18 protein-coding genes and 1 other RNA gene are annotated in these 20,215 nt (G+C 31.5%); 10 read left to right on the top strand and 9 right to left on the bottom strand.

From position 1 onward, the window contains the following. Positions 1 to 169 precede the first annotated feature (169 nt). From ACNQF6_RS06850 to ACNQF6_RS06840, 3 genes are all read left to right on the top strand, one after another. Complete coding sequence (locus tag ACNQF6_RS06850) at positions 170 to 1,222, top strand: sensor histidine kinase (protein WP_417964444.1); 1,053 nt, start codon at positions 170 to 172, stop codon at positions 1,220 to 1,222. After that, entirely contained in the window at positions 1,212 to 1,913 is a 702-nt protein-coding gene (locus ACNQF6_RS06845) for a LytR/AlgR family response regulator transcription factor (RefSeq protein ID WP_417964442.1), read from the top strand. Before ACNQF6_RS06850 ends, ACNQF6_RS06845 begins: the two co-directional genes overlap by 11 nt. A gap of 195 nt (positions 1,914 to 2,108) precedes the next feature. Beyond that, complete coding sequence (locus ACNQF6_RS06840) at positions 2,109 to 3,578, top strand: MFS transporter (RefSeq protein ID WP_417964440.1); 1,470 nt, start codon at positions 2,109 to 2,111, stop codon at positions 3,576 to 3,578. Between the two features lie 120 nt (positions 3,579 to 3,698). On the opposite strand, the gene fsa is transcribed toward ACNQF6_RS06840, so the two are convergent. The 3 genes from fsa to ffs form a co-directional block, all read right to left on the bottom strand. Continuing rightward, positions 3,699 to 4,355 (bottom strand): fructose-6-phosphate aldolase, encoded by a 657-nt coding sequence (gene fsa / locus ACNQF6_RS06835; RefSeq protein WP_417964438.1) that lies wholly within the window; start codon positions 4,353 to 4,355, stop codon positions 3,699 to 3,701. A 124-nt stretch (positions 4,356 to 4,479) separates the two neighbouring features. Beyond that, positions 4,480 to 5,283, bottom strand: coding sequence for an SDR family oxidoreductase (locus ACNQF6_RS06830; protein WP_417964436.1), 804 nt, complete (start codon positions 5,281 to 5,283; stop codon positions 4,480 to 4,482). Between the two features lie 79 nt (positions 5,284 to 5,362). Continuing rightward, positions 5,363 to 5,460: signal recognition particle sRNA small type (gene ffs / locus ACNQF6_RS06825), an RNA gene on the bottom strand. 88 nt (positions 5,461 to 5,548) lie between these two features. On the opposite strand from ffs, the gene ACNQF6_RS06820 reads away from it, so the two are divergent. Then, positions 5,549 to 6,598, top strand: coding sequence for a glutaminyl-peptide cyclotransferase (locus ACNQF6_RS06820; protein ID WP_417964434.1), 1,050 nt, complete (start codon positions 5,549 to 5,551; stop codon positions 6,596 to 6,598). A gap of 12 nt (positions 6,599 to 6,610) precedes the next feature. Continuing rightward, a complete protein-coding gene (hutI, locus tag ACNQF6_RS06815) occupies positions 6,611 to 7,849 on the top strand; it encodes an imidazolonepropionase (RefSeq protein ID WP_417964432.1) in 1,239 nt (412 codons plus the stop codon). A gap of 50 nt (positions 7,850 to 7,899) precedes the next feature. Here hutI and ACNQF6_RS06810 read toward each other — a convergent pair whose 3' ends face one another. Beyond that, positions 7,900 to 8,784 carry a hypothetical protein gene (locus ACNQF6_RS06810; RefSeq protein ID WP_417964430.1) on the bottom strand — a complete coding sequence of 295 codons (885 nt, stop codon included), beginning with the start codon at positions 8,782 to 8,784 and terminating at the stop codon, positions 7,900 to 7,902. A gap of 104 nt (positions 8,785 to 8,888) precedes the next feature. Between ACNQF6_RS06810 and ACNQF6_RS06805 the strand changes: the two genes are divergently transcribed. From ACNQF6_RS06805 to ACNQF6_RS06795, 3 genes are all read left to right on the top strand, one after another. Beyond that, on the top strand, positions 8,889 to 9,920 hold the full coding sequence (locus ACNQF6_RS06805; protein ID WP_417964428.1) for a formimidoylglutamase: 1,032 nt from the start codon (positions 8,889 to 8,891) through the stop codon (positions 9,918 to 9,920). A 139-nt stretch (positions 9,921 to 10,059) separates the two neighbouring features. Then, positions 10,060 to 11,313, top strand: coding sequence for a DEAD/DEAH box helicase (locus ACNQF6_RS06800; protein ID WP_417964503.1), 1,254 nt, complete (start codon positions 10,060 to 10,062; stop codon positions 11,311 to 11,313). A 279-nt stretch (positions 11,314 to 11,592) separates the two neighbouring features. After that, positions 11,593 to 11,808, top strand: coding sequence for an Hsp20/alpha crystallin family protein (locus ACNQF6_RS06795; RefSeq protein WP_417964501.1), 216 nt, complete (start codon positions 11,593 to 11,595; stop codon positions 11,806 to 11,808). 135 nt (positions 11,809 to 11,943) lie between these two features. Here ACNQF6_RS06795 and ACNQF6_RS06790 read toward each other — a convergent pair whose 3' ends face one another. The 3 genes from ACNQF6_RS06790 to aroC all read right to left on the bottom strand — a co-directional run bounded on the left by ACNQF6_RS06790 (position 11,944) and on the right by aroC (position 16,861). Then, positions 11,944 to 14,151, bottom strand: coding sequence for a response regulator (locus ACNQF6_RS06790; protein WP_417964426.1), 2,208 nt, complete (start codon positions 14,149 to 14,151; stop codon positions 11,944 to 11,946). A gap of 221 nt (positions 14,152 to 14,372) precedes the next feature. Then, a complete protein-coding gene (locus ACNQF6_RS06785) occupies positions 14,373 to 15,653 on the bottom strand; it encodes a dicarboxylate/amino acid:cation symporter (protein ID WP_417964424.1) in 1,281 nt (426 codons plus the stop codon). A 149-nt stretch (positions 15,654 to 15,802) separates the two neighbouring features. Then, positions 15,803 to 16,861, bottom strand: a complete 1,059-nt coding sequence (gene aroC, locus ACNQF6_RS06780; RefSeq protein WP_417964422.1) for a chorismate synthase — start codon at positions 16,859 to 16,861, stop codon at positions 15,803 to 15,805. A 194-nt stretch (positions 16,862 to 17,055) separates the two neighbouring features. Between aroC and ACNQF6_RS06775 the strand changes: the two genes are divergently transcribed. Together ACNQF6_RS06775 and ACNQF6_RS06770 are read left to right on the top strand one after the other, a co-directional pair. Further along, positions 17,056 to 17,895, top strand: coding sequence for a UDP-2,3-diacylglucosamine diphosphatase (locus ACNQF6_RS06775; RefSeq protein WP_417964420.1), 840 nt, complete (start codon positions 17,056 to 17,058; stop codon positions 17,893 to 17,895). Between the two features lie 118 nt (positions 17,896 to 18,013). After that, the gene (locus tag ACNQF6_RS06770) at positions 18,014 to 18,520 is read left to right on the top strand and encodes a hypothetical protein (RefSeq protein ID WP_417964418.1); all 507 of its coding nucleotides are present in this window, start codon (positions 18,014 to 18,016) and stop codon (positions 18,518 to 18,520) included. A 48-nt stretch (positions 18,521 to 18,568) separates the two neighbouring features. Here the strand turns inward: ACNQF6_RS06770 and ACNQF6_RS06765 are convergent, their stop codons facing one another. After that, entirely contained in the window at positions 18,569 to 18,997 is a 429-nt protein-coding gene (locus ACNQF6_RS06765) for a protease complex subunit PrcB family protein (RefSeq protein ID WP_417964417.1), read from the bottom strand. A gap of 71 nt (positions 18,998 to 19,068) precedes the next feature. Continuing rightward, the gene (gene bshA / locus ACNQF6_RS06760) at positions 19,069 to 20,202 is read right to left on the bottom strand and encodes an N-acetyl-alpha-D-glucosaminyl L-malate synthase BshA (protein WP_417964415.1); all 1,134 of its coding nucleotides are present in this window, start codon (positions 20,200 to 20,202) and stop codon (positions 19,069 to 19,071) included. Positions 20,203 to 20,215 lie beyond the last annotated feature (13 nt).

The following is a 20,215-nucleotide window of genomic DNA, read 5'->3' as shown; positions in this document are numbered from 1 at the left end:
CTGTCAATAATGCGTTTTCAAACCGTAATAATTATGAGTTTTTTTTACCAATTTGAATATTTTTGATATTTTTATTTAAAAAAAGTTCTTTTTTATTGTCAAATTGATTAAAGTTGTAGAAAATTTACTTTTTATAAATGGTCACTACAAAAGATAATTTTAACAGAAAATGAAGCATACAAAAGAGGAAAAATTCGATATCAAACTTCAAAATCATTTTTGGTTCTGGGGACTATTTTTTTTAATGAACTTTCTTCGATGGGGAGCGTATTTCAATGATTATGAATATTCATTTAAATCGAATGTCTTAGAATTCTCTCTTCATATTCCATTAGTCTATTTCAATTTATTTGTTCTAATTCCCCGCTATGTTTTAACATCAAAATATTACAAGTATACATTTACTTTACTTTTGAGTTTAATGATTATCTATTTATTAAAAACAGGTTTCACCTATTATATCATTTCGGAGGATATTTGGCCCGAGGCAAACAGAGAGTACAAACCATTTGAAATAAATCATATTGTTGCCGTATGCATCGGTGAATTGTATGTTATTGCAATCGCCTCATCCATTTATTTTACACAAATTTGGCTCAAAGAAAGAGAACGAAATAGCGCCATAATTGAGAATCAATCCAAGATGAAACTGAAGTATTTAAAGACTCAAATTCAGCCTCATTTTTTCTTCAACACCTTAAACAATTTATACGCATTATCACTAGAATCATCTAATAAGGTTCCCGATGTGATAATTAAATTATCAAAATTGATGGAATATGTTTTATATGATATCAAAGACACTAAATTTGTACCATTAATAAAAGAAATTGATTACATTCAGAATTATATTGAAATTGAAAAACTTCGGTTTGAAAACGTAGAAATAAGTATAAACCTAGAATCGAATATTGATGAAGTCAAAGTACCGCCGTTACTGCTGATTTCCTTTCTAGAAAATGCCTTTAAACATGGTGGAGTAAATAATAACAATCTTAAAATAAAGATAAATTGTAAAATTATTGATGGGTCCACCCTTCATTTTGAAATACTAAATAATTTTGTACTTTCACCAGATACAAAAGAAAAAAAAGGAATTGGTCTAACGAATACTAAAAAGAGATTAAAGTTAATTTTCAAGAAAAAATATAAATTAGAACAACAGGTAAAGTTCAATTTTTATATCATTTGCTTACAAATACCGCTAACTAATGAAGATTAAATGTGTTTTGATTGACGACGAACCATTAGCCATAAAAGTATTGCAGAATTATTTTAATAATTTTGCCGACTTTGAAATTACTGCTACATTCAATAATGCATTAGAGGCGCTAGAGTTCATAAACAACAATACTGTTGATGCTGTTTTTTTGGATATTAATATGCCAATGATGACTGGATTTGAATTAATACGATTGATAGAATATAAGACCAAAATTATTATCACCACGGCCTTCAGAGAATTTGCTGCCGAAAGTTATGATCTAGACGTATTAGATTATTTAGTAAAACCAATACCACTTCCAAGATTTATAAAATGCATTCATAAAATTGAAGCCGATTTCAATTTAAAAAATAATATCAAAATTGAACCGCATAAAATTGAACCGCATATTTTTATCAAAGTCGATAAGAAAATGGTAAAAATAACAATTGATGAAATCCTATTTATTGAAGGGATGAAGGAATATATAAAAGTAGTAACATCGGATAAAACATATATCACCCACAAATCATTGACCTCATTATCCGAAGAATTACCTGCTGATAGGTTCATGCGCATCCATAAATCATTTACTATAGCCATTGATAAAGTAAAATCAATCGAAGGCAACAGGATTCAAATTCTTACTTACACACTACCTATTGGTAGAAATTATACCAAAAATGTAAAAAGTAAAATTTTAGAGTAAATTCCAATTCAACATTTTATTTGAAAAAGCAAAAACTTCGAAAAAAAAGCATTTTTTTTTAACAAAAAGTAATTATTCTATAATTCTAACAATATTTATTCTAAATAATTTTTTTTTAATTTACTTAACAAATACATTTACCATCTTACTGCAAAAAAAATTATAAATTAAACTAAAACCAAACCATTTACAATCATGAGTTCAGAAAATTTACAAACCAAATGGGGACAATTTATCTCATTAATAATCGTCTTCTTCTTTTGGGGTTTTGTTGGATCTGCCAACGACATTCTAATACCAGTATTTAAAAAAGTGTTTACTTTATCTCAAGTACAATCCCAATTAGTAGCCTGGGCATTTTATGCAGCATACTTTGTAGGATCTATAATTTTCTTTTTAGTATCCTTAAAAATTGATGTTTTACAAAAATTTGGATATAAAAAAACACTTTCTGTAGGCTTAATTATTTCTGCTATTGGCTCTTTTCTATTTATTCCTGCTGCAACAATGGAAAGTTTTCCATTCTTTTTAACTGCATTGTTTACTGTAGGTTTAGGATTTTCAATTCAACAAATCGTAGCTAATCCTTTAGCAATTAAAATGGGAAGTCCCTCAACAGGAGCCCACCGTCTGACTTTAGCTGGAGGTGTCAATTCTTTTGGAACAACTATCGGTGCTATTTTATTAGGAATCGCTTTGTTTGGAATGGGTGACGATAAAAAAACTTCCCTTTCATTGGAAGACATTAAACTGCCTTTCATTATTTTAGGACTTGCTTTTATTGTAGTGGCCATTTTTATGAACTTTTCTAAAATTGAAAACCCTGTAAAACTAGAAGAAACTGAAATTAAACTTGCGCACGAAAAATTCAATATTTTAGACTATCCACAGCTATATTTAGGAATGTTAGCCATTTTTATCTATGTTGGAACCGAGGTAACTATAATTAGTAATTTACCTGCTTTATTAAAAACTGCAGAATTTGGCAGTATTTTAGAAGATGCCATTTCGCCATTTATAGCATTATATTGGGGAAGTTTAATGATTGGTCGTTGGAATGGTGGTGTCAATGTTTTCAACACCTCAAAAATAGCTAATATTGCTCTTAAATTTATTGTTCCAGCTCTAGGATTTGGGGTTATAATTGGAGCTAATATATTTGCTGGTCATGATGTCTCTGCGTTTTATATTTATCCTATTTGGATATTAATCTTTATAGCCGTAAGTTTTATAGGCGGTAAAAATGCAGGCAAAACATTAATGCTTTTTGGTCTTTCTGGATTACTGATGATGTTTATAGGATTAGTTTGTACTGATACTGAAATTGCTAAATTTTTCCTTATTTCTGGTGGATTATTCTTATCTATTATGTGGCCTTCAATTTTTGATTTGGCTATTGCTGGTTTAGGTAAAAACACTGGAAAAGCATCTTCTTTCTTAATTATGATGATTCTTGGAGGAGGAGTAATTCCTCTGATTCAAGGAAGTATTTGTGACATTGACAGCACAAGTCCAAATGGAATATTTGGCATTTCTTGGACCCATTTTTCTTACATTGTTCCGCTTATAGGTTTTGCATATTTAGGATTCTACGGTTTCTATTGCCCTAAAATATTAAAAAAACAAGGAATTAATCATATTGAAAGCGAAGGAGGAGGACACTAATTTTTATACAATATAATACCAACCAAAAAACAAACCAAATAAAAAATCCCATTTCAATGAAATGGGATTTTTTTATTTAAATTTTATTCATTGAATACTGAACAAAATGAAACGATAATATTATTTATTTCCTTTCTCAAAATCAGCAACAAACTGTGCCAATCCAATATCAGTTAATGGGTGTTTCAACAAACCGTAAATGGCAGATAATGGTCCAGTCATAACATCAGCACCTAACTTTGCACAGTTTACAATATGCATAGTATGACGAACAGAAGCAGCAAGAATTTGAGTTTCATAACCGTAGTTATCATAAATCAATCTAATTTCTTCAATCAAAGCCAATCCGTCCGTAGAAACATCATCCAAACGACCAATAAACGGAGAAACATATGTAGCTCCCGCTTTTGCAGCCAATAGAGCCTGTCCAGCCGAAAACACTAAAGTCACATTGGTTTTAATCCCTTTATCCGAAAAGTATTTAGCAGCCATAACTCCTTCTTTAGTCATAGGTAATTTTACAACGATTTGCTCATGTAAATCAGCTAATTCCTCTCCTTCTTTAACCATTCCGTCAAAATCCAATGCATTTACTTCGGCACTAACATCTCCATCAACTAGGTTACAAATGTCAACGTAATGTTTCAAAATGCTGTTTTTCCCTGTTATTCCCTCTTTTGCCATCAATGATGGATTAGTTGTAACACCATCCAAAACGCCTAATGCTTGTGCTTCCTTAATTTGAGCTAAATTAGCCGTGTCAATAAAAAACTTCATAATATATCTATTTAATTGTGTGTTTTATAATTTTGGCGTGACCACAAGGGTCAGGCTTTTCGCTATATCCTCGCAAAAAAACGAGGGATGTCGCTACTATCCTTCACGCGAATTCGACGCAAAATTACAACTTATAATGATTCATAAGCATTTTTTCATACACTTTATCTGGTAAAATTCTCTTCAAGACAATCGAAAATTTTTGCATAAAAACGCCTACTTTATAATGAATTTTAGGTTCCGGAGTTTGTATGATTTTATATACCGCTTCAGCCATTTCATTAGGATTACTCCCACTATCCACGTGTTCATCCATAGTCTTTAATGTATTTCCATAAGGACTTTCATAAGCAGAACCTTTTATAACCGGAGCATGAAAACGTCCCAAAGCTATATTCGTAGCAAAATCACCCGGAGCTACATTCGTAATATGAACGCCAAAAGATTTTACTTCCATTCGCAATGCTTCGGTTATGAGCTCAAGAGCGCCTTTGGAAGCTGAATAAATACTTCGGTATGGCAAGCCCATATAACCCGCAATCGAAGTTACATTGATGATTAAACCTGATTGTTGGGCTCGCATTTGCGGCAACACTGCTTTCATTACTTCAATGGGACCAAAAAAATTAGTCTCGAAATTATTTTTTATTTCCTGCATTGAAATTTCTTCCAATGGTCCAGTAATTCCCACACCGGCATTATTAATAACAACATCAAGTCTTCCAGAAGTCGCAATCACTTTGGCAACAGCCGCATGAATAGAATCCGCATTACGAACATCTAAAGCAACCAATGGAAAAATCGAATTTAAAACTCGTTCCGGATTTCTGCTGGTTCCGTAAACAACAAAACCTTTTTGATGTAAAAATTCACCTATTGATTTCCCAATTCCCGAAGAACCTCCTGTAATTAAAACTACTTTATTCATGATTATTGATGTTTGTTGTACGAAAGGTCCAAAAATAAAAAAATCCTCCCGAAGGAAGACTACTTTTGTAAGAAATAAAAAATGGCAAGCGACCTACATCGCACCGCTCAACCACTTACCCTTGCTATGTTCCCATCCTGGGGGAGTCTGCAGGAGCTGGTCGTGTAGGACTTGCCGGTGCAAATATACAACCTTTTTATATTTTTGCAAGTGCTTTGCAGCTATTAAAATAACGTTGTATATTGGGGTATTCAAATTTTACATTATGAAAAACTATAACATACTATCTATCATTTTATTAGGAACCTTACTGGTTAATTGTGGAGATAAAAAAAAAGGTGAAAATTCTTTATTTACATTTGATAATTCAAAGTTCAAGGAACAATACCAACCTCAAGAAGCACTTTCTTTGGAAATTTTGAACTCAAATTCAAAAACTATTGACAGTGTTATTTACTATGTGAATGATAAAAAAATTGGTTCAAAAAAAGGAGTTGACAAATTAACTTTTGAATTAAAAGATCAAAAACTAGGCTATCAAAACATAAAGGCTTTGGTATATTATGAAGGACAATCCTCAGAAGCTACCACAAGAGTAGAATTAGTTTCAAACATTCTGCCAAAATTATTAAAATACACCATCTTAAATACGTATTCTCACGACACGGCTTCTTTTACCCAAGGTCTAGAATTCTACAAGGACACTTTATATGAGAGTACCGGACAAAATGGAACATCTTACGTACGAAAATACGATTATAAGACAGGAAAAATCTTTAAACAAACTGACTTAGAAAAAGCCTATTTTGGAGAAGGAATTTCTATACTAAATGATCAAATATTTCAATTGACATGGACCGAAAAAACAGGTTTTGTATATAATGCAGACAATCTAAAACTTGAAAAAACCTTTACTTATGATAAAGATATTCAAGGCTGGGGGCTGACAAATGATGGTAAATACTTATACCAATCAGATGGAACCGAAAAAATTTGGAAAATGGATCCAAAAACACTTAAAATAGTTGACAATATCAATGTTTATACCACTAGTATTAAAATTAAAAGTATCAATGAACTGGAGTGGATTGATGGTCTTATTTATGGTAATATTTGGCAAAAAGATGCAATTGCTATTATAAACCCAATTAATGGTGCAGTGGAAGCGGTATTAAATTTGTCTGGTTTAAGAAAATTAGTAAAAGCTACCGAAAACGACTTCCTAAACGGAATTGCTTACAACCCAAAAACAAAAACCATATTTGTAACCGGTAAAAACTGGGATAAAATGTTTGAAATCAAAGTTTCAGAATAATTTTTATATAAAATGACAACGTTAATTATCAATATAAAGGAATTACTTCAGGTGCGGAAAACTTCAATTGATAAAGTTTCTGGTGCTGAAATGGCTATTCTTCCAACTCTCAAAAATGCTTATTTAGTAATTAAAGACAACTTAATTGCTGATTTTGGTATTATGGATAATCTACCTAAAATAGATGTTGACAAAACGATTGATGCCACTGGGAAAATGATTTTACCATCTTGGTGCGACAGTCATACTCATATTGTTTATGCCGGTAATCGAGAACAGGAATTTGTAGACCGAATCAATGGCATGACGTATGAAGAAATTGCCAATCGTGGCGGAGGAATCTTAAATTCAGCTAAAAAACTAAATGAATGCTTTGAAGAAGAAATCTACAACCAATCTAAAGCTAGGCTGGAAGAAGTTATGCGTTTAGGAACTGGAGCTGTAGAAATTAAATCGGGATACGGATTAACAGTTGAAGGAGAATTGAAAATGCTTCGTGTGATTAAGCGATTAACTCAAAACTATCCAATAACAATAAAAGCTACTTTTCTTGGTGCTCACGCTTTCCCATTAGAGTTTAAAGAAAACCATCAAGGATATATAGATTTAATCGTCAAAGAAATGCTTCCTAAAATTGCCAAAAATAAACTGGCAGATTTCATAGATGTATTTTGTGAAACTGGTTATTTTACTGTTGAAGAAACCCAACAAATTATGAAAGCAGGAATTAAATTTGGCTTAAAGCCAAAGATTCATGTCAATCAGTTCAACTCTATTGGCGGAATTCAGGCCGGAATAAAATACAATGCGCTTTCTGTAGATCATCTAGAAATTATGACCACAGAAGATATTGAGGCTTTAAAAAATACTGAAACAATGCCAGTGGCGTTGCCTTCATGTTCCTATTTTTTAAGTATTCCATATACGCCAGCACGAGAAATGATAAAAGCCGGACTTCCTCTTGCCCTTGCAACTGATTATAATCCAGGTTCTACTCCTTCCGGAAATATGAACTTTGTAGTTGCAACTGCCTGTATTAAAATGAAAATGACTCCCGAAGAAGCCATAAATGCAGCTACAATAAACGGAGCTTATGCCATGGGAATTTCAACAACACACGGAAGCATAACCATTGGAAAAAAAGCAAATCTTATAATTACAAAAACTATTCCCTCCTATTATCAATTGCCGTACGCTTTTGGCAGCAATCTAATTGATACTGTATTGATCGAAGGAGAAATTTTTGCATAAAAAAAGAGGAACATTAAGTTCCTCTTTTTTTATTACGTTAACTATTGTTGTTATCTTAAAACAAAACTTGTTTTAGAAACTAATAGATCTCTATCAAAAATATTAATGTAATACGTCCCTTTAGCAAAATCTTTTCCTCTTAAATCTTCAGAAACATTGATAGTTTTGTTCTCATATTTCACATTAGTTAAAAAACTATATGTTAAAGTATTATCTCCAAAAGTCTCTGTTTTTTTGTCGCCTAAAACATTGTTTTTACTGTCAATTACTTGAACAAAATATGTTTTATCACCAGATTTAGCAATTTGATTTTCAGCTATTGTAAAATTAACTCTAAGAACATCAGCTCTGCTTGCTTTATCAGTTTCAATTTGTTTACCAGAACTTCTTAATTTAAAAGCAGAACCTCTAGTGTTTAAAACCGTCAATTTTGAACCGATTTCAACCGCTTTAGCCAACTCTTCATTTTGACCAGTTAATGCTTCAACATTCTTTTTAGTTTCTCCTAATACTACAACTGTACTATCACGTTGCGTAGTAAGTGTTGTATTGGCCTTTTTTAAGTTATCATTCTCAGCCATTAAAACCTTCATATTCCCTTGCAAAGCATTAAATTGAGATCTGTATTTCGATAATGAAGCTACATCGCCTTTAGATTTACTTAAATCAGACATTAAATTAACCACTTTATCTCTTTCTTGAATTAACTCTTCAGACATAGAAGTGTTTTCTGCAATTGCAGCATCATATGTTGATTTCAATTCTTGTAGATCTTTCATAACTGATTCTTTCTCAGTTAATGTGGATTTCAATTCTGTTTTAACGATTTCGGTATCTGAAGTCATTTTAAAAATATAAACTAAACTTCCCACTAATAAAATAGCTAATACTGCTATAACCGCTTTAAGACTTGAACTGCTTTTTTGATTTTCCATCTTTTAATTTATTTATTTTATTTTACAAATTTAACAATATATAACCATGTAATAACGTCAGTTAACGTAATTATATTATTTTTGGAAAAAAAATATTTTTTTTAATGGAAAAAATTATCCCGTTTACTATCAAAGATCTTGCAAAAATTACAAACCATAGAAGTGGTGAAATAAAATTTGGAGAGAAAATGATAACTGTTCCAAAAGAGACCGATCCTGTTGAGTTTCTAAAAACTTGCGAAGCAAAATATGTATTGTTTGGAATTCCGGAAGATATTGGCATAAGAGCTAATTATGGTAGACCTGGTGCTGCTTCAGCTTGGGATAGCGCCATTAAAAGTATTGCTAATATTCAGCATAATCGATTTTGTAAAGGAAGTCAACTTTTTGTTTTAGGCCAATTGAATGTTAGCGTGGAAATGAAAGAAGTAGAACATTTGGATTTTAATGATATTGATGATCGATCTAAATTAAGTCAATTAGTAGAAAAAATTGATAAAGATGTTTCTCATATCATCTTCAATATTGTTAAACTAGGAAAAATACCTATAATTATAGGTGGCGGACACAATAATTCCTATGGAAACATAAAAGGAACTGCGCTTGCTAAAGGAAAACCAATCAATGCTATAAACTTTGATGCTCATTCCGATTTTAGAATTTTAGAAGGACGTCACAGCGGTAATGGTTTCTCCTATGCATTTGAAGAAGGGTTTTTAAAAAAATATTTTATTTTTGGTTTACACGAAAATTATACTTCCAAAAGTGTATTAGACATCATTAAAAAAATTGAAGACCGCGTACGCTTCAATACCTATGATAGTGTAAACATTCGAAAAGAAAAAGATTTCAATCAGGAAATGGCTCTAGCCTCAGAGTTTATAAATGACGACTTTTTTGGAATTGAAATCGATTTAGATTCGATTCCTAATATTGCTTGTAGTGCAATGACTTTGAGTGGTTTCTCAGTGGAGCAACTGCGTCAATTTATTTCCTATTTCGCAAAAAATAAAAATGCAGCCTATTTACACATTTGCGAAGGTGCGCCCGATTTAGGTGAAGAAAAAAACAATCATTTAATAGGTAAACTTATAGGATATTTAGTAACTGATTTTATTAAATCTAATACTATTTAGTCTGTTTTATTGATGGATTTCTGGATTTAAATTCCAGAAGTTTTAAGCCTAAATACCATATAGATTATCATCAAAAATAATAATACTATCTTTGTTGTGCTATCGATGTACTTAATACATGATATTTAATACCAAAAATATGTTATTCGAAGATTTATCGCTCTCAAAAAGTATACAAAAAGCCGTATTTGAACAAGGCTACCTTAACCCAACTCCTATTCAAGAACAGTCTATCCCAATTGTATTATCGGGAAAAGATTTAATAGGTTGCGCACAAACCGGAACTGGAAAAACAGCCGCATTTGCTATTCCTATTATACATCAATTACACAGAATTGTAGGCTCATCTAAAAAAGCCAAACAAATTCGCGCTTTAGTTGTTACTCCAACCCGTGAATTAGCTGTTCAAATAGGACAAAGCTTTGATACGTACGGAAAATACACAAACCTGACACAGCTTACCATTTTTGGTGGAGTTTCTCAAAATCCACAAGTAGACACTTTAAAGAACGGTGTAGATATTTTGATTGCAACCCCAGGAAGATTATTAGATTTGCACAAACAGGGTTTTATTGATTTAGATCATCTACATACTTTAGTACTTGACGAAGCGGATCAAATGCTGGATATGGGATTTGTAAATGATGTAAAGAAAATTGTAAAACTTACGCCAAAAAACAGACAAACATTATTTTTCTCAGCTACCATGCCAATTGCTATCCGAGAATTAGCCGAAATGTTTTTGACTGATCCTGCAACGGTAACTGTTTCTCCTGTATCTTCAACTGCTGAAAATGTAGAGCAACGCGTTTATTTTGTTGAAAAAGCCGAAAAAAGAAACTTACTATATCATTTAATTAAAAATGAAAACCTATCCGATGTTTTAGTTTTTTCAAGAACCAAGCACGGTGCTGATAATGTTGTAAAAGCATTACGAAAAAACAATATTGTCGCAGAAGCCATTCACGGTGACAAATCACAAAATGCAAGACAACGGGTTTTGGATGCTTTTAAAAATAAAGAAGTTGGTGTTCTCGTAGCTACTGATATTGCAGCTAGAGGAATTGATATTGACCAATTGCCTTTTGTAATCAATTTTGATTTACCTAATATTCCTGAAACATATGTTCACCGTATTGGTAGAACTGGTCGAGCCGGAAATGGTGGTATTGCAATCTCTTTTTGCAGTAAAGATGAACATACCTATTGGAAAGACATCCAAAAACTAATAAAAGTAGATGTAAAAACTGTAAATGATCATCCTTATCATTGGCATTCCGGAAGTCCTGAAACTGCTCCTGGTTCACAACAAAAAAATTCAAACCGAAGTGGTGGAGCTCACAAATCAAGAAAATCAGAAGTGTCTAAACAAAACAAAAAACGTTGGTATTAAAAAATTCAATACTTATTTTTTGCCCGTAAAAATACCTTCTCAAGCTTTATCGAAAAAAGACTTTATTATACAGAAAATGTTTATTTCCCGGGGGGGAATACATTTTTCTATGATTTTATTTCAAGAAATCTTTTTGATTGGAATGATAACAATTTTACTACTATTGTCATTAATTTACCTTTAGTGAGTTTAAAAGAAACTGATGATAAATTAGAATTAGTAGCTGCGGGAATAAAAAAATTTCAAAGTTGAAATTGACAACAAAATGCTTATGATTTCATCCAAAAAAAAGGAATAAAAAGAAGAAACAAGAAAAAAAATGATTACGTCCGAAAAGCATTTAATTATCAATCATTCTATAGAACTTTTACTTTACCTGAATACATTGATGTAAGTAAAATTGAAGCCAGTAGTAAAAATAGAATCTTACATGTAGACATTTCTAAAAAGAAATTGTCAAGAAAAAAGCAATCAAACAAATATAATTTAATGTAGTTATTAAACCGTGCCTAAAAATCGTTAAATCCAAGAAATCAGTTATGTTTTAGGTATTTAACGATTTTAATTTTAATACAATCTATTAAATTCCGCATTAAACGATTTTTCAAAACACGATTAGATAGAAATAAATTAGGCAATATTTTTAGGGTTTGATATTAGAATGCTGATGATTTCAAATAATTTAATCGAGTCAAAAGGTTTTATGATAATATCATTAATTCCTGCTGAAAGAGCTTCTTCTGTTATTTCTGTTTTATCAAATGCAGTTAATGCGACAATAGGTGTACCAATACCTTTAAGACGAATCTTTCTTGTGGTTTCAAAACCATTTATTAAAGGCATATTAATATCCATTAATATCACATCAAAACTCTCTTTTTCTAATATTTCTAGTGCGGCATAACCATTGTCAACAACACTACATTTATAGTTGTTCTTCTCAATCGCTTTTCTAGTAATAACCTGATTTATGCGGTTATCCTCTACAACCAATACATTAACAGTTTGGGTTGAACTCATATCGACTTGAATGTTATTTATAATTTCAATTTTTCGCTCTGGATTAAATTCAAATGCTATAACAAATTTAAATGAAGTACCCTTTCCTACGGCACTGTCCAGCGAAATTTCACTGTCAAACAATCCTAACATTTGCTTTACAATAGAAAGACCTAAACCAGTCCCTTGGTAATCAGTTTCCTGCCTGCTAACCTGAACAAATTTATCAAAAATATTTTCCTGATCTGTAGCATGAATTCCAATTCCGTTGTCTTTAATAATAAACTCTAAAAAATGCGCCTTATCTTCTATTCGAACCAAGTTAACATTTATACTTACTTCTCCTTTTTTTGTAAACTTCAATGCGTTACTGACTAAATTCATAATGATTTGAGATAGTCTTAACTTGTCGCCAATTAAATATTCCGGAATACTAGGATCAATATTCACGTGGAGTACATTATCATTAGTTTTAGTTAAAAATGATAAAGAACTTTTAATCATATCAATTTCATCAGAAATATTAAAAGTTAAATTCTCAAGAACAATTCTGTTATCTTCAATTTTATTAATTTGAAGAATATCATTCACTAATGATAGTAGATATCGGGCAGAAAATTTAAGAGAACTTAGATGTGGACTATGAGCTAACTCTTTATGCTCATCAAGCAACATGTTTGTAATTCCTACTACACCGTATAATGGAGTCCTTAATTCATGACTAATGGTAGAGACAAATTGTGATTTTAATAAAGCCGCTTCTTCTACTTTTTCTTTGGCTACCAGTAGTTCTATATTTGTTTGAGAAAGCTTCTCATTGGCTTTTTTCTTAAAATTATTATTCCTGAATAAAATGTAGAGTAATAATAACAAAAAGCAAAAAACTACTCCAAATAGCAATACAATGATTTTTGATTTTCTTAAACTTTGTAGCTGAGCCACTTTCTCTGTTTCAATTTTATCTATCTCTCTTTTGTATTCATCTAATTCTAAATTTATCCCGGCTAAATTAGCTTTCTTAATTTTTTCCTCGTTATATAATTCATCAGTAATTATGTTGTAATGGGCGAGATTTTCATAGGCATTTTTATAATCACCTTTCTTCAATAAATATTTTGAATATTCAAGATATGAATAGGATAAATCTGATTTTTCATTTCCTTCATTTCCAAATTTTATAGCATTGATAAACGATGATGTTGCTTTATCATGGACTCCTTTGTAACTATAATAGATTCCATTTAGCATATTTACAACTACGGTGTTTGTTTCATCACCATATTTTTTATTGTATTTGTTGATGAATTCTAAACTAGAAAAACCTTTTTCAAACTGACCAATATCAAAATAAGCCCAAGCTATATTAAGCTTAGTCATAAAAACCTGATTGGTATCTGCTAGTTTTTGACTGTATTTAAGAGAGTTTTCGTAAAAATTTATCCCTTTCTCATATTGCTTTTTCTCAAAACAATAGATATTTCCTAAATTATTATTTATTCGTTTTCTTAATGTGTCATTATTCGTCTTATTTGCATAGGATAGACTCTTGTTATAGAAGAATATTGCTTTATCAAATTCAGACATTTCGGCATAATTTGCTGCAATTGTAATATAGGAAATAGCTGTTGAATATAAATCATTAGCGTTAATAGAGGCCCGAAGTGCCAATTTAGAAATATCCAAAGATTTTTCAAAATTAGCCTCCTTTAAGTATCGAGAAGCCTCATCAGTTAGTTTAGTGATTTCTTGCTTAGAATATGTTCTTGTTTGAGCAATTAAATTACCACCAAAACAATTTAACACAAACAATAGCAATAAAACTATGCGTAAATGATACATAAACAATTAGAGTTTATCAAATATACATTTTATTAATAAAAAAAGAGGGATAAATGCATATTATACATTAAAATAAATTGAGTAAATACATTTGTCTTTAAAGTAACACCTGCTTTAAAATAAGAAACAATCAAAACTCTGAGGTTTTAAATCCAAAAAAAAACCTGCTCAACTAATTGAGCAGGTTAAAGATGTTATTTATTGGAAAATGTACTTAATAACTATTCTGAAGTTACAGTTTCATTTTCATCATTACCTTCCCATTGTCCTACAACTGATGTCGCTAGGGCATTCCCTAAAACATTAGTTGCACTACGAAACATATCACAAAAATGATCTATTGGTAAAATTAATGCGATTCCTTCAATTGGAATATCAAACATACCGCAAGTAGCAGCAACTACAACTAAACTTGCTCTTGGAACACCTGCAATCCCTTTGCTGGTAAGCATTAAAACTAAAAGCATAGTCATTTGTGTTCCTAAATCTAAATCAATACCATAAGCTTGAGCAATAAAAATACTGGCAAAGGTCATGTACATCATACTCCCATCCAGATTAAATGAATAACCTAATGGCAACATAAAAGAAACGATTCTGTCTTTTACTCCAAAACGTTCTAATTCCTCTGTCAATTTTGGAAAAACTGCTTCACTGCTGGTTGTCCCAAAAGCAATAATCAAAGGACTTACAATTCTTTTAAGCAAAACAGTCATTCTGCTTTTTAGAAAAATGTAACCCACCACTATTAATACCAACCAAAGTGATGAAATTCCAACTAAGAATGAACCAAAAAATTTGAAATATGTAATCGCTAATTCTTGAAAATCTCTTACCGCGAAAACTCCGGCAATAGCTCCAAAAACTCCTATTGGAGCAAATTTCATTACGTAGTTCACCATTTTAAGAACTATGTGTGAGGTTTTATCTAAAGCATTTGTAACTGGCTTAACATAATCTCCCAATGATGCTGCTGCCAAACCAAAGAAAATAGAGAAAATCACAATTTGTAAAATTTCATTGGTAGCCATTGCTTCAAAAATACTTTTGGGAACAATATGCTCAATAAAATTTTCAAAAGATATATTTTGAGTTTTTGCAGTAACTTCTGAAACAGAGGCCAAATCAACATTTGATAAATTAAGACCTACTCCTGGTTCAAGTATGTTTACAAAAAACATTCCCAATAATAAAGAAATGAATGAAGCTGTAAAAAACCAACCCATTGCTTTTCCTCCAATTCTTCCAACAGCTTTAATATCGCCCAACTTTGCAATTCCCACAACAAGTGTTGTAAAAACTAATGGCGAGATAATCATCTGTACTAATCGAATGAAAACTGTTGCTAGGATTTTTATTTTTGCGCTAAAACCTTGGGCAGCTTCTGGCGAAATAGAATTATGAATTACAATGCCTAAAATAGCACCTAAAACCATCGCAATTAATATTTGTCCCGTTAATCCTGAAAAAAAAGATGGCTTTTTAGTTGTTTTGGTGTTCATTAAATTGATTATTAGGTTTTAGTCTTAACCTATTACTTCACTCAACATTAGATGTGTTTAGTAAATTTTCTTTACTATAACTCATTTCTTGTATGCTGCCAATCAAGGAAACATAAAGTGTAAAGCAGGAAAAACTTCAAAAATTAATATTAATAGGTTTTGTTTATCAAATAAAAATCAGCTAATACAATGGCAACCATAGCCTCAACTATAGGCACAGCACGTGGTACTACACAAGGATCATGACGTCCCTTTCCTGTCATTTCAGTAATATTACCTTTGTTATCCAATGATTCTTGTTTTTGCATAATGGTAGCTACAGGCTTAAAAGCCACGCGGAAATAAATATCCATTCCGTTGCTAATTCCTCCTTGAATCCCACCGGAAAGGTTGGTTTTAGTAGTACCGTCAGGGTTGTATAAATCATTATGCTCGCTTCCTTTCATTCTAGATCCATCAAAACCACTTCCAAACTCAAATCCTTTTACGGCATTAATAGAAAGCATGGCTTTACCCAATTCAGCATGTAGTTTGTCAAAAACAGGTTCTCCTAAACCAATAGGCACATTTTGAATCACGCAAGTTACAGTTCCACCTACAGTGTCACCTTGTTTACGAATATCTCTAATATACTCCTCCATGATTACCGCTGATGCTTCATCAGGGCAACGCACAGGATTATTTTCGGTTTTTGAAAAATCTAATCCTTGGTATGGTTTTTCTAAAAATATAGGACCTACAGAAGAAACGTAAGCATTGATTTTTATTTCTGGCAGCATTTGCTTTGCTATCGCTCCAGCAACTACTCTACTGGCCGTTTCGCGTGCAGAACTTCGTCCACCACCACGGTAATCACGAACACCATATTTTTTTTCATACACATAATCAGCATGACTGGGTCTGTAATTATCTTTTATATGAGAATAATCGTCTGATTTTTGATTGGTATTAGGAATAATAAAACCTATAGGTGTTCCTGTCGTTTTTCCTTCAAATATTCCGGATAAAAATTGTACATCATCCGGCTCTTTACGTTGGGTAACTATAGCCGATTGACCCGGCTTTCTTCTTGACATTTCAAATTGAATTGCATCTAAATCTATAGTTATTCCAGGAGGGCAACCATCTATTATACCGCCTAATGCTTCACCATGTGATTCTCCAAAAGTTGTTATTCTAAATAGTGTTCCGTAGCTATTTCCTGCCATTATAATTAGTTTTTAACAAAAGTACCATTTTAGTTTAAAGTTTAAAAGCTTATCCCAAGATTTCGGGATAAAGTTTTAAGAAACATTTCACATTTATTGATATTAAGTTAATCTTGTCTTAGATTTCTTAACCTTTAATTCCATTTCTATTGCTGGTAATTCTATTAATTTGGTAAACTTCAAATTCAAATACATTGAAAAAAAGAAAAGTCGAGTTAGTAGTGATTTCTGATGTACACTTAGGAACTTATGGTAGTCATGCAAAAGAACTTTATAATTATTTATCTTCTATAAAACCTAAAACGCTAGTCTTGAATGGTGATATTATAGATGTATGGCAATTCCGAAAATCCTATTTTCCAAAAGCGCATTTAAAAGTCATACAAAAAATTATAAGTTTTGCTTCCAAAGGAACAAAGGTTTACTACATAACAGGAAATCATGATGAAATGCTCCGGAAATTTAGCGATATGAATCTGGGTAATTTCGCATTAGTAGACAAGTTAGTTTTAGATCTTGATGACAAAAAAGCGTGGATATTTCATGGTGATGTTTTTGATGCCTCAGTTCAACATTCAAAATGGATAGCTAAACTTGGTGGCTTAGGCTATGATTATTTAATTCTTTCAAACCGTTTTGTCAATTGGTGTTTGTCCAAAATAGGAAGAGAACCATATTCTTTTTCTAAAAAAATAAAAGCCAGCGTAAAAAAAGCAGTTAAACACATTTCTGATTTTGAGGCAACTGCAACTGAATTAGCCATCGAAAAAAAATACGATTATGTTATTTGTGGACACATTCATGAACCAAAAATGATTCATAAAGAAACCAAAAATGGAACTACCTTATATTTAAATTCTGGAGATTGGGTAGAAAATTTGACAGCATTGGAATACAATAAAAAACGTTGGAAATTATATAATTATTCCGAAGCTAACTATCTTGAAGAAGAGAACCTTTTTGAAATGGAAGATTTTTTAAGTAATCAAATAGTGGCTTCAGCACTTTTCTCCAAACAAAATATTCTAATATAATAACAATATAAAAAAGTATCAAAATCCTGAAAAACGTAAATTATATAACTTTTCTACAAAATTTTATAAACTTCACACCTTACTAAAATTATACATTTGTACCTATAAAAACTTACTTATGAAAAAAATTATTTTATCGGCAATAATGTTAATTGGATTAGCATTTACCGCACAAGCACAAGACATTTCGAAAAATGCATTGGGTTTACGTTTAGGTGGTAATAATGGTTTTGGTGGAGAACTTTCTTACCAAAGAGCATTAGGAAGCAACAATAGACTTGAACTTGATTTAGGTTGGAGAAACAGAAATAACTACAACAATAAAGGTTATGATGATGATGCAATAAAACTAGCAGCTTTGTACCAATGGGTATGGAACATTGATGGTGGTTTCAACTGGTATGCTGGTGTAGGTGGTGGTATTGGAAGCTACGGTTATGATGATAATGACAATAACTCTGTTAATGAAACTTTTGTTTTTGCTGCAGGAGATATCGGAATTGAATATAACTTTGATATTCCTTTGTTAATTTCTCTAGATTTTAGACCTGAGTTTGGAGGAAATGGATATTACGAAAACAATTACGGTTCTGATATTGCATTAGGTCTTAGATACCAATTCTAATATTTTAGAAAATATATTAAAAACGCCACTAGCAATAGTGGCGTTTTTTTATTTAAAAATAATATCTTTTTTAGAATTTATTTTGACCACACAAAAAGGATTTGTAAAAGCTTGTGTAACGATACTACCCGGTTCCGGACTAGTTTCTTTTATGGTAATAACAATATTTTTATCGGTTTCAAACACGCTATCAATTCCTATACTATACCCTCCCGATGTTTTTTCTCCCATATTCAAAACTATAAAATTCGCAGTCTGAACATCATTTGAACTAATTTTATTTTTTAAATTTTCATCATTCTGCAACATTGCAATTTCATTTGGCTCCGAAAGAATTTCAAAAAAACGAATACTTGCGCCACCATTTGTCTGTTGCGTCAAGACTTCATATAAAGAACTTTTATCGGAACTTTTTGTAACTGTTGCACCGCAGGAAACTAAAGCGACAGCCACTAGTGAAACTATTATTTTTTTCATTGCAGGATTTTGTTGATTAATAAATAAAACTCGAAAGTTTTACTACATTTTATATTGGAAAAATGTCAAATCTATACATATTTTTTTATGGCTTTTTTATATAATGCTTCATAAAGTGGCAAGATGTTTTTGATGTCAAATTGTTTTGCAACTGACAGCGCATTTTCTTTAAATTTATGAAGAGTAGCATCATCTTTTAAAATTTTCAAAGCGTTTTGTGCCATTTCATCTGTATTCCCCACATCACTTAAATATCCGGAAATACCGTCAAAATTCACTTCCGGCAAACCTCCCGATTTACTTGAAATTACAGGAACACTCCAAGCCATAGCTTCAAGTGCAGCAAGTCCAAAACTTTCAGTTTCAGATGGCAACAAGAATAAATCAGTATAACTCAAAATTTTATCAATCTCATTGCTGTTTCCAAAAAAGATGACTTTATCCTGAATTCCTAAATCCTTACATAAACTTTCTGCTTTTTCTTTTTCAGGACCATCCCCTACCATCATCAATTTAGCAGGGATTTCTTTTTGAATATTATAGAAAATCTTAATTATATCTGGAATTCGTTTTACTTTTCTGAAATTACTGATATGCGTGATGATTCTCTCATTTTTATTAGCCATTACAGAACGATGACAGGCTGTACTGGGATCATTATGGTTTTTATCTAATTCTATAAAATTAGGGATTACCTCAATTTCATTTTTTATATTAAATAATTTATGGGTATCATCTTTCAAACTTTGGGAAACCGAAGTAACAAAATCCGATTTGTTAATGCTAAAAGTTACGGCTGGCTTATAAAATGGATGGTTCCCAACTAATGTAATATCAGTTCCGTGAAGTGTAGTCACCATTGGAATATTAATTCCCTCATCTTTCAGCATTTGTTTAGCCATATAACCCGCATAAGCATGAGGAATTGCATAATGTACATGCAATAATTCGATTTTATAAAGTTTTACCATATCCACTAATTTGCTTGATAAAGCCAATTCGTAAGGTTGATAATGAAATAACGGATATTCAGGAACATTCACTTCGTGGTAATGCACATTTGGATTTAAAAGTGCCAAACGTACGGGCTGACTATACGTTATAAAATGGATTTCGTGACCACGTCTTGCCAATTCAAGACCTAATTCTGTAGCGACAACACCACTTCCTCCAAAGGTAGGATAACAAACTATTGCAATTTTCATCTATGTATTTTAA

It is taken from the genome of Flavobacterium pasteuri (assembly GCF_048286615.1).
Classification (GTDB): Bacteria; Bacteroidota; Bacteroidia; order Flavobacteriales; family Flavobacteriaceae; genus Flavobacterium.
The sequence above is the reverse complement of the archived record's forward strand: the minus strand, read 5'-3'. Positions and strand labels throughout refer to the sequence as shown.

What these genes read in the sequence shown, in the direction of transcription:
- ACNQF6_RS06800 (WP_417964503.1), top strand. Translation starts at nt 10,060, where the DNA reads ATGTTATTCGAAGATTTATCGCTCTCAAAAAGTATACAAAAAGCCGTA.
- ACNQF6_RS06810 (WP_417964430.1), bottom strand. Translation starts at nt 8,784, where the DNA reads ATGGAAAATCAAAAAAGCAGTTCAAGTCTTAAAGCGGTTATAGCAGTA.
- ACNQF6_RS06845 (WP_417964442.1), top strand. Translation starts at nt 1,212, where the DNA reads ATGAAGATTAAATGTGTTTTGATTGACGACGAACCATTAGCCATAAAA.
- aroC (WP_417964422.1), bottom strand. Translation starts at nt 16,861, where the DNA reads ATGGCAGGAAATAGCTACGGAACACTATTTAGAATAACAACTTTTGGA.
- ACNQF6_RS06850 (WP_417964444.1), top strand. Translation starts at nt 170, where the DNA reads ATGAAGCATACAAAAGAGGAAAAATTCGATATCAAACTTCAAAATCAT.
- ACNQF6_RS06785 (WP_417964424.1), bottom strand. Translation starts at nt 15,653, where the DNA reads ATGAACACCAAAACAACTAAAAAGCCATCTTTTTTTTCAGGATTAACG.
- ACNQF6_RS06770 (WP_417964418.1), top strand. Translation starts at nt 18,014, where the DNA reads ATGAAAAAAATTATTTTATCGGCAATAATGTTAATTGGATTAGCATTT.
- ACNQF6_RS06805 (WP_417964428.1), top strand. Translation starts at nt 8,889, where the DNA reads ATGGAAAAAATTATCCCGTTTACTATCAAAGATCTTGCAAAAATTACA.
- ACNQF6_RS06830 (WP_417964436.1), bottom strand. Translation starts at nt 5,283, where the DNA reads ATGAATAAAGTAGTTTTAATTACAGGAGGTTCTTCGGGAATTGGGAAA.
- ACNQF6_RS06840 (WP_417964440.1), top strand. Translation starts at nt 2,109, where the DNA reads ATGAGTTCAGAAAATTTACAAACCAAATGGGGACAATTTATCTCATTA.
- ACNQF6_RS06790 (WP_417964426.1), bottom strand. Translation starts at nt 14,151, where the DNA reads ATGTATCATTTACGCATAGTTTTATTGCTATTGTTTGTGTTAAATTGT.
- fsa (WP_417964438.1), bottom strand. Translation starts at nt 4,355, where the DNA reads ATGAAGTTTTTTATTGACACGGCTAATTTAGCTCAAATTAAGGAAGCA.
- ACNQF6_RS06820 (WP_417964434.1), top strand. Translation starts at nt 5,549, where the DNA reads ATGAAAAACTATAACATACTATCTATCATTTTATTAGGAACCTTACTG.
- ACNQF6_RS06765 (WP_417964417.1), bottom strand. Translation starts at nt 18,997, where the DNA reads ATGAAAAAAATAATAGTTTCACTAGTGGCTGTCGCTTTAGTTTCCTGC.
- hutI (WP_417964432.1), top strand. Translation starts at nt 6,611, where the DNA reads ATGACAACGTTAATTATCAATATAAAGGAATTACTTCAGGTGCGGAAA.
- bshA (WP_417964415.1), bottom strand. Translation starts at nt 20,202, where the DNA reads ATGAAAATTGCAATAGTTTGTTATCCTACCTTTGGAGGAAGTGGTGTT.